The 15,719-nt window shown below is 35.0% G+C and carries 12 protein-coding genes; 11 read left to right on the top strand and 1 reads right to left on the bottom strand.

All coding sequences use genetic code 11. The features are described from left to right. Positions 1-155: 155 nt before the first annotated feature. From F6K40_RS09180 to F6K40_RS09170, 3 genes are read left to right on the top strand one after another with little or no spacing between them, the layout of a single operon-like run. Positions 156-1,211, top strand: coding sequence for an amidohydrolase family protein (locus F6K40_RS09180; RefSeq protein WP_293134468.1), 1,056 nt, complete (start codon positions 156-158; stop codon positions 1,209-1,211). Continuing rightward, on the top strand, positions 1,208-7,015 hold the full coding sequence (locus F6K40_RS09175; RefSeq protein ID WP_293134465.1) for an AAA family ATPase: 5,808 nt from the start codon (positions 1,208-1,210) through the stop codon (positions 7,013-7,015). Before F6K40_RS09180 ends, F6K40_RS09175 begins: the two co-directional genes overlap by 4 nt. Before the next feature lie 15 nt (positions 7,016-7,030). Continuing rightward, the gene (locus tag F6K40_RS09170) at positions 7,031-7,159 is read left to right on the top strand and encodes a hypothetical protein (protein WP_293134462.1); all 129 of its coding nucleotides are present in this window, start codon (positions 7,031-7,033) and stop codon (positions 7,157-7,159) included. A gap of 271 nt (positions 7,160-7,430) precedes the next feature. Here F6K40_RS09170 and F6K40_RS09165 read toward each other — a convergent pair whose 3' ends face one another. Then, on the bottom strand, positions 7,431-7,682 hold the full coding sequence (locus F6K40_RS09165) for a hypothetical protein (RefSeq protein WP_293134459.1): 252 nt from the start codon (positions 7,680-7,682) through the stop codon (positions 7,431-7,433). Between the two features lie 75 nt (positions 7,683-7,757). On the opposite strand from F6K40_RS09165, the gene F6K40_RS09160 reads away from it, so the two are divergent. From F6K40_RS09160 to F6K40_RS09125, 8 genes are all read left to right on the top strand, one after another. Then, on the top strand, positions 7,758-8,399 hold the full coding sequence (locus F6K40_RS09160) for a hypothetical protein (protein ID WP_293134456.1): 642 nt from the start codon (positions 7,758-7,760) through the stop codon (positions 8,397-8,399). A 414-nt stretch (positions 8,400-8,813) separates the two neighbouring features. Next, on the top strand, positions 8,814-9,491 hold the full coding sequence (locus F6K40_RS09155) for a hypothetical protein (RefSeq protein ID WP_293134453.1): 678 nt from the start codon (positions 8,814-8,816) through the stop codon (positions 9,489-9,491). Positions 9,492-9,741: 250 nt separating this feature from the next. Continuing rightward, the gene (locus F6K40_RS09150) at positions 9,742-10,359 is read left to right on the top strand and encodes a hypothetical protein (protein ID WP_293134450.1); all 618 of its coding nucleotides are present in this window, start codon (positions 9,742-9,744) and stop codon (positions 10,357-10,359) included. Positions 10,360-10,851: 492 nt separating this feature from the next. Continuing rightward, entirely contained in the window at positions 10,852-12,225 is a 1,374-nt protein-coding gene (locus tag F6K40_RS09145; protein ID WP_293134447.1) for a radical SAM/SPASM domain-containing protein, read from the top strand. Positions 12,226-12,579: 354 nt separating this feature from the next. After that, positions 12,580-13,662 carry an RNA-guided endonuclease InsQ/TnpB family protein gene (locus F6K40_RS09140; protein ID WP_293134444.1) on the top strand — a complete coding sequence of 361 codons (1,083 nt, stop codon included), beginning with the start codon at positions 12,580-12,582 and terminating at the stop codon, positions 13,660-13,662. Further along, positions 13,659-13,973: a hypothetical protein gene (locus F6K40_RS09135; protein WP_293134441.1), complete on the top strand. Its 315-nt coding sequence runs from the start codon at positions 13,659-13,661 to the stop codon at positions 13,971-13,973. Before F6K40_RS09140 ends, F6K40_RS09135 begins: the two co-directional genes overlap by 4 nt. A gap of 308 nt (positions 13,974-14,281) precedes the next feature. Further along, the gene (locus F6K40_RS09130) at positions 14,282-14,944 is read left to right on the top strand and encodes a hypothetical protein (RefSeq protein ID WP_293134438.1); all 663 of its coding nucleotides are present in this window, start codon (positions 14,282-14,284) and stop codon (positions 14,942-14,944) included. 125 nt (positions 14,945-15,069) lie between these two features. Continuing rightward, on the top strand, positions 15,070-15,719 hold a 650-nt coding region (locus F6K40_RS09125; RefSeq protein WP_293134435.1), incomplete at its 3' end, for a hypothetical protein.

The raw sequence follows: 15,719 nt of genomic DNA, 5'->3' as shown, positions 1-15,719 counted from the left end.
CTTCTTAATCTAGTGCAATAACTTTAATATTATTATTAATATAGATAATATAGCTAAGAAAGAATTCGTTAGGACTACCGACTGATGATGAATCTTAGACTAGGAAATATTTTTCCAACTGTCCCTGTTCCCTGCTATAATACTAGCTTTTTAAGATGTTAAATAGATACAAAATTCTTGACGCAGACGCTCATACTATAGAGCCACTGGACATTTGGCAAAAGTATCTTAATCCAGGATTTAAAAGTTTTGCTCCTTTGCCCGATCTGACAATTAAGGGTACGAAAATATATCATAAGATTTCTAATCAAGTAAAAGGTAAACTGTCTTTACCCAATAACTTTGATGCAGAATCTCAAGTCATGGCCATGAAACAAATGGGAATCGATCTATCATTGATTTACCCAACTTATGGGTTATGGCTTTTGGCCGTTGATACAATGACCCCTCAACTGGCTCAGGAGTTCGTTCTCGCCTATAATAACTGGTTACGAGACTTTTGTAGTTACGATCCAGAAATCCTCAGAGGAGTAGGAATAGTTAATCTTCATAATCCTGAAGATATGGTGCCCGAATTAAATCGGATAGCAAAGTTTGGCTGGAAAAGTGTCTGTGTATTTCCTAACCCGGTTAAAGGGCGACTACTGAGCGATCGCGCTTATGAATCATTTTGGGCAGAATGTGAGCGATTAGGAATAGCGGTTGGTATTCATACTGCTGCTCATTGTTGTCTACCAGCTACTGGAGCAGATAGGTTTGATACCCATTTTTCAATACACGCTTGTGCTCATCCAATGGAGCAAATGATGGCATTCTTAGCCTTAGTTGAAGGAGGAGTATTAGAACGGTATCCTAAGCTGAGAATAGGTTTTCTAGAGTCAGGTTGTGGGTGGCTACTATATTGGTTATGGCGATTAGATAAAGAGTATGAGGAACTTGAATGGGAGGTTAAAGAAAATGTCAAGATGAAGCCTTCAGAATATTTTCGTCGCCAGTGTTTTATTGAAATAGAACCTTCTGAACCCTATATTAGGGATATTATCTCATACATTGGTGAAAATAATTTGATTTTTGGATCTGATTATCCCCACCTCGATCACGATCCCAATGTTGTTAAAAATGCTGTAGCATTAGAGGAGCAGCTTTCTCCAGAAATTGTGAAAAAGATTCTTTGGGATAACTCCTGTCGTTTCTATGGCATAGAAGAATGATTGATTCCAATACTAACTACCAGATTATCGCTAAAGTTTACGAAAGTGATAATTCATTGATTTATCGAGCTATCCTCAAGCCAGATAATCAAGCTATTATTCTCAAAATTCTTAAAGAAAACTATCCTACTCCTTCCCAACTTACCCAGTATAGACAGGAATATGAAATTCTTCGTTCCTTGGATGTAGATAGTATTATTAAAGCTTACGACTTACAAAGATATGAGAATAGTTTAATCATGCTTTTAGAAGACTTTGGCGGTGAATCTCTAAAATCATTACTACCCCAAAGTAAATTAAACTTAGAAAACTTTCTGACTATTGCTATTAAAACAACAGAAAGTTTAGCAGCAATTCATCAAGCTAATATCATCCACAAAGATATTAATCCTGCTAATATTGTCTATCATTCCCAAACAGGACAACTAAAAATCATCGACTTCGGCATTTCTACCCGTTTATCCCAAGAATTTCTCACAGTTCTTCTCCCCCATCAACTAGAAGGAACTTTAGCATATATTGCTCCAGAACAAACAGGTAGAATGAACCGAGGCATAGATTATCGCTGCGATCTTTATTCTCTGGGCGTAACTTTCTACGAACTTTTAACCAATAAACTACCTTTTGAAACAACCGATCCCATGGAGTTAGTTCATTGTCATATTGCACAACAACCATTACCAGTGCATAAACTAATTCCTGATGTTCCTAATTCTGTATCTAATATAGTCAGCAAACTATTAGCAAAAACTCCAGAAGAAAGATACCAAAGTGCTTGGGGAATTAAAGCTGATCTAGAAACCTGTCTGCATCAATTAAAAACTTTAGGAGAAATTTCAAATTTTCCTTTAGGAAATCAAGATATTTCTGATAAATTTCAGATTCCTCAAAAACTCTATGGTAGAGAACAAGAAGTTACTCAACTGTTAACAGCATTCGAGCAAGTAAGTCAAGGAAAAACAGGAATGATTCTGATTTCTGGTTATTCAGGAATTGGTAAATCAGCTTTAGTTAATGAAATTCACAAACCCATTGCAAAAAAACGAGGAAGATTTATTAGTGGTAAATTTGACCAATTGCAAAGAGATATTCCTTATTCAGCTATATCTCAAGCATTTCAAGAATTAATCCGTAAACTGCTAAGTGAACCAGAAATCACCCTACAAAATTGGAAAAATAAACTATTAGAAGCTCTAGGCAATAATGGTCAAATTATTATTGATGTGATTCCCGAACTAGAAAAAATTATCGGTAAACAACCAGCAGTAGAACAATTAGGATCTACCGAAAGTCAAAATCGGTTTAATTTATTATTTCAAAGATTTTTGAGTGTTTTTTGTCAAAAAGAAAATCCTTTAGTAATATTTATAGATGATTTACAATGGGCAGATTTACCATCTCTGAACTTAATTGAGCAATTAATGTCAGATTCTGATAACAAATATTTTTTGACTATCGGAGCATATAGAGATAATGAAGTTAGCCATACCCATCCTCTAGTAAGTACTTTAGAAAAAATTAAGAATGCACAAGTACCAGTTAATGAAATTACCCTTTACCCCTTAAAAAGTCATCATATTAATCAATTAATTGCTGATACCCTAAGTTGCTCAACAGAAATTACTAAACCTTTAGCTGAATTAGTTGCTAAAAAAACTGGAGGCAATCCATTTTTCCTGACTCAACTGCTTTATTCTTTGTACCAAGAAAATTTATTAGTATTTAACCGAGAGAAATATTCTCTTAAAATAGAAGATAACCGACAAGGTTATTGGCAATGGGATATAGAAGAAATTCAAAGGGTTTCGATTACTGATAATGTAGTTGAATTGATGGTCGGTAAAATTGAAAAATTAGATCAGAAAACTCAACAAGTTCTCAAATTAGCCGCTTGTATTGGAAATAATTTTAATTTAGAAATTCTGTCAATTGTAAATAATAAATCTCAAGTATTCACAGCTAAAGAAATACAGTTAGCTCTAGATGAAGGTTTAATAATTCCTCTAAACAATAATTATAAAGTTCCTCTACTTTGGAGTTTAGAAGAATTACCAAATAATAGCTCCGACATCTCATCTCAGAATTCTGCATATATTCCCTACAAATTTTTACATGACCGAGTACAACAAGCTGCTTATTCTTTGATTCCTGAAGCAAAAAAAAAGCAGGTTCATCTACAAATAGGTCGTTTGCTACTGAAAAATCTTAAAAAGACTCAGGAACGAGAGGGTGAGCTACAGAATAATATTTTTGATATTGTTAATCAACTTAACGAGGGTTCGGACTTAATTACCGAGCAATTAGAAAAAGATGAGTTAGCTAAATTTAATCTTCAAGCAGGTAAAAAATCTAAAGCATCAACTGCTTATGAACCTGCTCTTAAATATTTGGAATTAGGATTAAAATTATTAGCTATTAATAGCTGGAAAAATAACTATCAATTGACCATAGAACTTCATTTAGAAACATTAGAAGTTCTTTACTTAAATGGCAAGTTATCTCAGGCTCAAAATCTTGATGCTATCATTCTGGAAAAATCGAATAAGCTCCTCGATAAAGTTAAGGTATATGACCTAAAAATTAATTATTATAGATCTCAACTTCAACTAGAGTTAGCCATAGATAGCGGATTAGAAATTTTAAAACTACTGGGATTAAATTTGCCAAAAAAACCTGGGAAAATGAAGATTTTAGCTAAACATTTTCAGGTAAAATTACTCCTAAAAAAGACACAGATTGAAGATTTAGCCGAACTACCACAAATAACAGATCCCAATCAAGTTGCAGCTGTAAATATTTTATCAGCTCTTAATTCTCCTGCCTACTCAACAAATCAAAATTTACATTATTTGATTATTCTGAATCAAGTCTATATTCATATCAAATATGGAAATTCTGAGTTTGCTTCTGCTGCATACGTTTGGTATGCTTCTTACTTATGTGAGAGAGTAGAGAACATTGATTTGGGCTATCGGTTTGGTCAATTATCTTTAAAACTATCAGATAAATTGACACTACAATCATTAAAACCTATTGTGTTACATATGTTTTATGGTTTTGTTAAATACTGGAAAAATAATTCTAGTAAAGAACTAAAACCTTTGGTTGAAGTGGTTCAAACTGGACTTGAGTACGGAGAGATAGCATATAGTAGCTATGCTGCTGCAAATTATTGTTATATCTCACTATTTTATAGTGGAGAAAATTTACAATCTATTCACAAAAAAGTTAATGAATATATATCCTTGTTTGCTAAATATAAGGACAAGTATGGAAACGATTTATTTGTTTTTTGTGAAAAATTTTGTTCATATTTAATCAATATTGATGGCGATAGAAATACTTTTGCTGAAAAAAGTGAAAAAGATAATGGTTATGATATAAATTTTTATATAAACAATAATTTATATCTTTTAGTTCTTTTTGCAGCACTTTTTGAAAATACTAAATTTTATTTTTTAAAATATTATTCAAATGCCATTGAATATAGCAATTTATGTGAAAAATATAAAGCTTTTGGTTCTAGTGTAAATTTAATACCTCAGTGCAATTTTTATCAATCTCTTACTCTTTTAGCTCTAGCTTTAAAGAGCAATAAAAATCAACAGAAAAAAATATTATTAAAAAAGGTATCAAGTAATCAAAAACAAATGAAAAAATGGGCACAAAAAGCCCCCAAAAATTATCAAAATAAATATGATTTAGTAGAAGCAGAAAAAGCACGAGTTTTAGGACAAAATTGGCAAGCACAAGAACTGTATGATCGCGCGATTCAAGGAGCCAAAAAATATGAATTTATCCACGAAGAAGCCTTAGCTTACGAACGAGCAGCAGAATTTTATCTGGCCCTCGGTAGAGAAGAAATCGGTCAATTGTACTTAAGAAATTCCCATCATTGTTACATCCGTTGGGGTGCTAAAGCTAAAGTCAAACAGTTAGAATCAGAATATCCCCAGTATTTATTAGGAGCAACCGATAGAAGTAAATCTAAAGGTATTAATACAAGTATTTCTCTCACCGGAACTAGAGGAGAAATTCTCGACTTAACAACAGTTATTAAAGCATCTCAAGCAATTTCTGGTGAAATTAAGTTGGAAAATCTCCTGCGCAATTTAATGAAAATTCTGATTGAAAATGCAGGGGCACAAACAGGTTTTTTAATTCTCAACCATGAAGGTAGTTGGGTTATTGAAGCTCAAGGAAAAATAAATAGCGACGAAGTTACAATCTTACAATCTATTCCTGTAGAATTTGTAGACCCAGAAACATCAATTCCGATTTTACCAACGACAATTATCAATTATGTAATCCACAGTCAAGAAAATATAGTTCTCAATGATGCAGCTAACCAAGGACAATTTATTAATGACCCTTATATTATCGCTACAAAATCTAAATCAATTCTCTGTACTCCTTTAATTAATCAAGGTAAATTAAGTGGGATTATTTACTTAGAAAATAACTTAACCACAGGTGCATTTACCTCAAAACGAGTCGAACTTTTAAATATACTGTCTAGTCAAGCAGCAATTTCCATTGACAATTCAAGACTTTATTCACAAGTCAGGGAAAACGAAAGCAGGTTGACTCAATTTCTGGATGCTGTGCCAGTTGGTGTGGCAATTATAGATGCTTCAGGTCATCCTTACTACTTTAACCAAATTGCCAAGGAATTATTGGGAAAGGAAGTAGTATCAGATGTCACATCAGAACAAATTGCGTCAACATATCAGCTTTATAAAATCAGCACAAATCAAGAATACCCATCAGAGGAACTGCCTATTACCCGCGCTCTACAAGGGGAAAGTTTGACAACGGAAGATGTTTATGTTCGCCAAGGCGATAAGATAATTCCTCTGGAAAGTTTTTCTAAACCTGTTTATGACGAAAAAGGAAAAATTACTTATGCTATTGGTTCCTTTATAGACATTACAGAACGAAAAAAAGCTGAATTCGATCGCGAGCGTTTTACTATCGAACTATTTCATCTAAATAAAGCTTACGAACGTTTTGTTCCTAAACAGTTTCTGGAATTGTTGGATAAAGAAAGCATTGTCGATGTAAGGTTGGGAGACCAAGTACAATTAGAAATGTCAGTTTTATTTTCCGATGTTCGTAATTTTACTACCATGTCGGAAGCGATGACACCCGAAGAGAATTTTCGGTTTATTAATTCTTTTTTATCAAGGATGGAACCAGCAATTTTAGAGAATCAAGGTTTTATTGATAAATACATCGGCGATGCAATCATGGCTTTATTTTCTGGAGATGCAGATAATGCTCTCAAAGCAGGTATTTCTATGCTTGAGCGACTGAACAAATATAACCAAGAACGTATGAATTCAGGCGATCCTCCTATTGGTATTGGTGTTGGCATTAATACAGGTCTTCTGATGTTGGGTACTGTAGGTGGGCAAAATCGTATGGATGGTAGTGTGATTAGTGATGCAGTCAACTTAGCTGCTAGGGTGGAAAGTTTGACAAAAAATTATGGGGTGTCGTTGTTGATTACGGAACAGACTTTTTCACAACTGACGCAACCAAGCAACTATGCTATTCGCTCTATAGATACGGTAAAAGTTAAAGGTAAATCGCAAAAAGTAACTGTTTATGAGGTTTTCGATACGGATCTGCCAGAAATTAAGGAAGGTAAACTCAAGAGTCTAGAAAAGTTTACAGAAGCTATCTCACTTTGTAATTCTGGTCAGTCATTGGCAGCAAGGCGACTGTTTACAGAATGCTTGAAAATTAATCCGAGCGATCAAGTTGCTAAAATATACCTCCAACGTTTATTTGTTCCATGATGGGGAGTGTGAGAGGTGTGGGGAGTGTGGGAGGTGTGGGAGGTGTGGGAGGTGTCGGGAGGGTGCGTAACTCCTGTTTTAGATATTAACTTCATTACTTCATGGAAAATATCCGCTGTAACGCACCAGGCCAAAAATCTGTGATACTCAGAAAAATTTTTGAGGCGATCGCTTCATAACAAACTCTAAATATCTATTAAATTGTAGGTTGGGTTTCGTTCCTCAACCCAACATTACCCAACATAAGTGTAGTAGGGTGCTTCATTAATGAATAATGGATAATTACCTCTCCCCAAAAGGAAGAGGATTGACTAAAAGAAAAAAATAAATTTTTTTCCCCTTTAAAGCTTCCCCTTTAAAGGTGAGTTATTTAATTATTAATTATTAATTATTCGGTAAGTCCTGTTTTAGATATTCACTCGATCGCTTCATAGAAAATATCCGCCGCAGGGCACCAGGCCAAAAATCTGTTAATACTTGGCTGTATGAAGAATTTTGTACCCCAGTCGGTTAAAAGGAGTCGGTGCCATAAATCTCCATAACCCCCAGGATATGGCCAAAGAGCTACATCAAATGTTTCTATAAAATTTGAAGTGAAATTTGCAGATTTAATTTTGCGAGGATACAATCTAGATACTTTTCTCCTTTTTTGGAGAACTTGTATCATCCAACTAAAAATCTCATTCTCTTTTAGAGAACAGATTGTTCAACTTTAATAAAAGATTATTAGGTAGGTTGCACTATGGTATTATCCCCAGAAAATTTGCGTGTAAATAACCAGCAAAAGTTTTCAGAGTTAGCTGAAAAACAATTGTTAGAAAACCCAAACTCTGACAAACTAATGCAAGGTTCAGTGCTTCGACATATACTGACTCGCTCAAAGATGATTTCTCAAATTATTTGCTATATACGGTTATATGCGGAATCAGATCCTTTGGCTAAACAAGCTAGACACTGGTTTCAAAATCCGACAAAAAATTTTGATAAATTAGAAAACCCAACTTCTGGAGAGAAGTTGCCTTCTTTGGCGAAATTAATGGGTGCCAAACCTCAAGATCAGACTATATACGGTGAATTTTTGAGTAAAGTTTTTCCTGACGTTAAGGATGAAAGCAAAAGTCTTTATCAGTTTCCGCTTTATAATAAGCAAGACATTGAGTCTGGCATAATAGTATTTAAAACTGATGCTGCTATTAGTAATGGTTATCTGCTAGATCCTAACCCTAATAGTCCGAATGTTTTGACAGCAGTGATTGCCTTTCCACCTTGTCCACAACTTAGTGAAGCAACCCTCACAAAAGAAGAATTATTAGACTGGCTTAATGACCGGGATAGTAGTAACTATACACCTTCTAACTCATATATTCCTACCTGTACTTGTTAGTCATAGAACTTAGCCAAAATTTGAGTTTAAAGTTTCATTCCTATAGCTTAAGGCGAATATTGTAACTAAGATACTTTAAGAATCTCTCATTAACCGAGCAGTTAATGGGAGATTTTTGGCTTTTTTAGATGTTAACTAGCTTTGCTTATGGTGGTTTGATGAAGAATACAAAAATTTACATTGGGGATTCTCAAGATATGGTACAATTAATGCCGTTTGAATATTATCGTTTGGGTACCCCCTAAATGTTTCTATAAAATTTGAAGTGAAATTTGCAGGTTTGATTTTGTTAGGGATAAGCTTCGACAACTTCATCCTTTTTTGCAGAACTTGTATCATTTAACTAAAAATTTTATGCACTTTTAAAGAATAGATTTTTCAACTTTAATAAAAGACTATTAGGTAGGTTGCACTATGGTATTATCGCCCGAAAATTTGCGTTTAAGTAATCAGCAAAAGTTTTCAGAGTTAGCTGAAAAGCAATTAGAAAACTCAAACAAAGATGGTAAGAACTTCGGTTTAAATCTTCAAGATGTGATTCGCCAATCAAAGGTAGTTTCTCAAATTGTTGCTTTTATCTGGTACTATTCTGACGAAACAGATCCTCTTAATGAGGTAGATGCTGCTACTTGGAATCAAAGACATCAACAAGCAATCAAAGGGATAAAATGGTACAAGAAACCCGCAAGTACAGAAGGTTCTCCAAACGGGAAGCCTAATTTGCAAAATCTTCTGACAATAGGCGATCCAAGGAAAGAATCAGAAAGAAATGAGTACGATGATTTTTTGTATACAATTTTTGAGGATCGTCTAGACGATGAGGAATTCTATAAATTCCCGATTTATGATCTTGGAGGAGAGGGAGATCCGACAACCGTATTTGAAGTAGATTATAAAGCTTTTGAAGGTGTTATGAGTGACCTTCGTGTCCGTACAGGTTCTCTTCAACTCTTAATGACTCTTTCATTTCCACCTCGTCCACAATATGGAAAAGCAACAGTTGAAGCGTGGGAATTGAAAGAGTGGTATTTAGACAAAGATTCAAGTAACAGAACTCCTCCGAGTCCTTATATTCCTCTGTGTACTACTTAGTAGCTGTCAAAAATGCTGTAGAACTTGAGGGGAAGTTATCCCAGGAGATAGTTAAAAAAAATTGTTTGGGATAACCCCAAATGTTTCTATAAAATTTGAGGTGAAATGTACAGGTTTTATTTTATTAGGGTATAGCTTGGAAAGCTTGATCCTTTTTTGCAGAACTTGTATCATTTAACTAAAAATTTCATTCTCTTTTAAAGAACAGATTGTTCAACTTTAATACAAAGATTATTAGGTAGGTTGCATTATGGTATTATCCCCCGAAAATTTGCGCTTCAGTAACCAGCAAAAGTTTTCAGAGTTAAAAGATATCAAAAGTTATCATTCGGTATCATTTATCAGGCGTCTTTATCAACAAGCAAAACAAATTTCTCAAATTATTGCCTATATTTGGCGATGGGATGATGAAGAAAGGCCGGAAAATGCAGAGCAAAAAAACACTGCCAATGAACTAAAGGTTTACTTTACAAAACCGACTACAGGTAATGAAGTTGGTGACAATTTAAAAAAATTGTTCAGAGCTAGTCCTCAATGTCCAGGTAAAGAATGGGATTTGCTCAAAGCTGTTTTTGGTCCTAATATAAATGAACAATATATTTTCCCTATATTTGACAAATTTGAACTAGGTGAAATTAATACTAAGCTTGGTTACTTGTTTCACATCAACATTAATTCTTTTAATGGAGTTATCAAAGATCCAACACTTAATAATCCATGTCTGCTTATGTTTGAAATTCCCTATCCTCCACGCCCCTTAATCGGAAATACAACGGTGACAAAAGAAGATTTGGAGGATTGGATAGCTAATAGAGAAGAGGATACCTATTTTTCAGAAAATCCTTATATTCCGGCAACTTGTAGTTAGTTGTTGTTAGTCACATCTTGAAAATATTGAAATTTAGGATAGAATTAACCCGCCTCATACAAGTGCGGGTTTTTTTATAGGTAGAATTAAAAGACTAATCAGCTTTATAATCAGCTTTATAATCAGCTTTATAAACAGCTCTTAGAAACTGTTTGAGAAGCATTGTATAGAACCGATCAATCCTAAAAACCTAACCCCCCTGCCCCCCTTTCCTACAAGGGAAGGGGGGTTTCAAAGCCTCTCTTTTTGCAGGAGAGAGGTTTGGAGAGAGGTTTTAATGAGTTGACAAACAGCTCTTATAAATTTAATCAAAATTAACCCAAAAAATGATTATTAACGATTGAATCCTAAAAACCTAACCCCCCTGCCCCCCTTTCCTACAAGGGAATGGGGGTTAATAAGCCTCTCTTTTTGCAGGAGAGAGGTTTGGAGAGAGGTTTTTATGAGTTGACAAACAGCTTCTTATAAATTTAATCAAAACTAACCCAAAAAATGATTATTAACGATCCTCAAAAGCTATTAACCACTCCCATCAAGGATAACTGGAAAATACCAAATCGGGTGCTAGAAATTCCCCCTCATGGTATTCCTTTACATCCAAAAAGTCTCGAAAAATTGTTCCTTACAGCTAAAGAAAATAATTCAATAATTGTTTTTCAACCGACTTTGCCTATTCTCTCAGAATTAGACTTACCAACTTATCCTATATTAGCCTATTTATATCCCCAACAATTAAGTAACATCTGGTCTCAATTACAAGCAAAAATCGCAGCTTTATTAACAGGTAAAACTTCTAATAAGATTCCTTTCACCTTAATATATGAAATCGATCTTGATGAACAATTACATTACTTTACTAACCATTATGGAAAAGCCGTTAATCCCTCTTATGTAAGAGTTATTGTTGGTAATACTTGCAATCTTAAATGTGTCATGTGTCCCTATCACAGTTCTCTGTTCAAACCCACTCATACCACCGATTTTTTTCAAGGCAAAAAACAGATGTCTTGGGAGATGATGGAACGACTAGCACAAGACTGTGGCAAAGCGGGAATTAGCATTTTAATAGGCAGTGTTGAAGAACCACTGCTTCATCCTCAAATTGTTGATTTTATTCAACTTTCTAGACAGCAAGGAGTTCCCAAAATTCATCTGACAACTAATGGTCAACTCCTGGATGAGAATAGAGCTACATCTTTATTAAAAGCCGGATTAACCAGTATTGATATTAGCATTGATGCGGCGACTCCAGAGACTTATTTACAAGTTAGAGGAGCTGATTTTAACCGAGTAGAATCTAATGTAATTAATTTCTTAAAAATTAGAGATAGATTAGGAAGTTCCTGTGAAGTGAGGACATCTTTTGTCAGAAATAAAGATGTAACCGTAGAAGAAGAACAACTATTTTTTAATCGTTGGTTATCGAAAGTAGATAGTATTTTTGTCTTAAATGTTGCCGAGTATCAAGAAACGAATATGCGACTTAAAGATACTAACCAATCCGTACAAAAATCCCTTCAATATTATCAACAAAAAGCTGGTGGCAGATGGCCTTGTTTATTTCCGTTTATAGAAATGGCAGTTTTGCCCGATGGTCGAATATATTATTGTATTGAAACATTATTTAGATTGGGCTTTGACAAAGATATTGAAAGTTTAGGAAACTATCATCAGCAAACATTACAAGAGATTTGGTCTGGAGATTTATTTCAGCAACTGCGACGAGATTTAATCCTGAATAAATTAGAAAAAAGAACAGCTTGTAAAGACTGCGATATGTGGATGTCACAAGTTATGAATCGAGAAACAAAAGATGAATGTCAAGTTCTGACAACTACGGTGACAGAAATTTATTCTCAAGTGTGATTAAATTTTATCCTTGGGCACGATTGGGCCTTTGAACATCTGGTTGAGGTTGGCCAACCTATTCGTTGTGGGGATTATACCAGTTTGATAAATATTTGCTACAAATTTCTGTTATTTGTTGCCTGTTTTATATTTTTTGTTGCCTATAACTCAAGTTTTGTAGCATTATTTTTTGTCAATGGTATTTAGAGGAAGAATACAAAAATTGAGATTGGTAAGTCAAAAATATGGTAAGATTCTTTATCTGGAAATCAGGGAGCATTGACTTAATCAAAGAATGACGATATAATACGTTACGTTATAAAGCGTACTATTAGACAGGCTATGTTTGCTGCGCACATGAAACACAAATAAATGAAATCCATTAGAACCAAACTTAAATTAAATAATCAGCAAAAAACTCTGATGGCTCAACACGCGGGGTATAGCAGATGGTGCTATAACTGGGGTTTAAGCTTGTGGAATGCTGCTTACAGAAATGGTTACAAGCCTAATGCTCGAAAGCTAAGAGAGGTTTTTACCAACCATACAAAGCCTTTATACCCTTGGATGAAAAACTTGTCATCTAAAGTTTACCAATATGCTTTTATCAACTTAGGTGAAGCATTTAAAAGGTTCTTTAAAGGATTAGGAAAATACCCAAAGTTGAAAAAGAAGGGTAAACATGATTCATTCACAATAGATAATTGTGGAAAACCAATAGAATTAAATGGATGGAATCATAAATTACCTTTTATTGGTATGGTCAAAACTTATGAACCAATTGAGGCAACAACTAAAAAAATAACCGTTAGTAGACAAGCTGGTGATTGGTATCTCAGTTGTAGCTATGAATTTCATTCTCATACTACACCCAAAAAAACTGATGTTATTGGTGTAGATTTAGGTGTGAAAACCCTAGCTACACTAAGTGATGGTCAAGTATTTGAAAGTGTGAAACCACTTCAGAAATTTGAAGCTAAGTTATCTAGGCTCCAATACCTAAATCGTCACAAAGAGGTAGGCTCTGCTAACTGGAAAAAGGCACAACAGAAGATAGCCAGATTGCATAGAAAAGTAGCAAATATCCGTAAAGATGCACTTCATAAATTGACAACATACTTAGCCAAGAACCACGGCAGTGTCTCAATTGAAGATTTAAATGTCAGCGGAATGTTACGCAATCATAAGCTAGCGAAATCTATAGCCGACCAAGGATTTTATGAGTTTAGGCGACAGCTAGGATATAAGTGTCAATGGTACGGATCTGAGCTGGTAGTCATTGATAGATTTTTCCCATCCTCAAAGACTTGCTCGAACTGCGGTCATGTTCAAGATATGCCCTTGGATCTGAGAACTTATGATTGCCCAGAGTGTGGGTTGTCAATAGATAGAGATTTAAACGCTAGTATTAATTTGAGAGATGCGGTCGGCTTGACCGTGAATGCCTGTGGATGAGTAGCCGCCGACGGTCTCAGTTGAAGCAGGAAGTAAACAGTAAAATGTCATGTTATGACGTTTTATATCGGTTTTATGAAGCAGATCCCACAATCATATTTGAAGTAAATTACAAAGCTTATGAGGGTACGATGAGTGACCTTCGTGTTCGTACTGGACGTCTTCAACTCTTAGTAACGCTCTCCTTCCCAGCTCGTCCACAATATAGTAAAGCAACATTTGAAGCGTCGCAATTGAAAAAGTGGTATCAAGACAAAGATCCAAACAACAGGACTCCTTCTAGTCCTTTTATTCCTCTGTGTAGTTCTTAGTAGGAGTTGCTAAAAACTTTGGCGTTGCGGAATGAATGTATGATTGTGGAAGCCGTATAGAACCCATTTGGTATCTTTTCTTGAAATACAAAGGCTTCGGAAAAGCCGTTTTAAGGAGCCTAACAACTACAAGAGTTCAGAAGACCGAAAAATTCCGAAAAATGGCTGCCAGAATCATCAAACCCAGATGGGTATTCAACTTGTAACTTGTTAAATAGATACACTTAGAGCTTCTATAAATAGATTTATTTGACTATTAGGTATCGTACAATGTTTCAAACTTTAGATTACAGGATTTAGACAAAATTATGGTACTCCTAAACGAAAATTTCTTGCAAAATTATCAGAATGGTGCTGATAGTCAAGATACTATTTCCAATCAAACTGCTGATGTAGGTGTAGACCTTCAGTCTGTGATTCGTCAATCAAAGGTAGTTTCTCAAATTGTTGCTTTTATCTGGTATTATTCTGACGAAACAGACCCTCTTAATGAGCTAGATGCTGCTAGTTGGAATCAAAGACACGAACAAGCAATAAAAGGGCTCAAATGGTACAAGAAACCCGCAAGTACAGAGGGTTCTCCGAATGGGAAGCCTAATTTGGAAAATCTTCTGACAATAGGCGATCCAAGGAAAGAATCAGAAAGGAATGAGTACGATGATTTTTTGTATACAGTTTTTGAGGATCGTTTAGAAGATCAGGAATTCTATAAATTCCCAATTTGTGATCTTGGAGCTATGGGCGATCCTGAAACCATATTTGAAGTAGATTACAAAGCTTTTGAAGGTGTGATGAGTGACCTTCGTGTCCGTACAGGTTCTCTTCAACTCTTAATAAAGCTTTCGTTTCCACCTCGTCCACAATATGGTAAAGCAACAGTTGAAGCGTGGGAATTGAAAGAGTGGTATCAAGACAAAGATCCAAACAACAGGACTCCTTCTAGTCCTTTTATTCCTCTATGTAGTTGTTAGTAGGAGTTGCTAAAAACTTTGGCCTGAATGAATGCATGGTTTTGGAAGCCGTATAAATGGATTTATTTGACCATTAGGTATGGTACAATGTTTCAAACCTTAGATTACAGGATTTAGATAAAATTATGGTACTCCTAAGGGAAAATTTGTTGCCAAATTATCAGAAGGCTGCTGATAGTCAAGATACTATTTCTAATCAAACTGTTGATGCAGGTGTAGACCTTCAGTCTGTGATTCGCCAATCAAAGGTAGTTTCTCAAATTGTTGCTTTTATCTGGTATTATTCTGACGAAACAGACCCTCTTAATGAGCTAGATGCTGCTAGTTGGAATCAAAGACACGAACAAGCAATAAAAGGGATCAAATGGTACAAGAGGCCCGCAAGTACAGAGGGTTCTCCGAATGGGAAGCCTAATTTGGAAAATCTTCTGACAATAGGCGATCCAAGGAAAGAATCAGAAAGGAATGAGTACGATGATTTTTTGTATACAGTTTTTGAGGATCGTTTAGAAGATCAGGAATTCTATAAATTCCCAATTTGTGATCTTGGAGCTATGGGCGATCCTGAAACCATATTTGAAGTAGATTACAAAGCTTTTGAAGGTGTGATGAGTGACCTTCGTGTCCGTACAGGTTCTCTTCAACTCTTAATAAAGCTTTCGTTTCCACCTCGTCCACAATATGGTAAAGCAACAGTTGAAGCGTGGGAATTGAAAGAGTGGTATCAAGACAAAGATCCAAACAACAGGACTCCTTCTAGTCCTTTTATTCCTCT

Origin of the sequence: Okeania sp. SIO3I5 (genome assembly GCF_010672085.1) — a bacterium.
In the GTDB taxonomy this organism is placed as follows: domain Bacteria; phylum Cyanobacteriota; class Cyanobacteriia; order Cyanobacteriales; family Microcoleaceae; genus Trichodesmium.
Note: the sequence above shows the minus strand (reverse complement) of the source record. Positions and strands in the feature narration are given on the sequence as shown.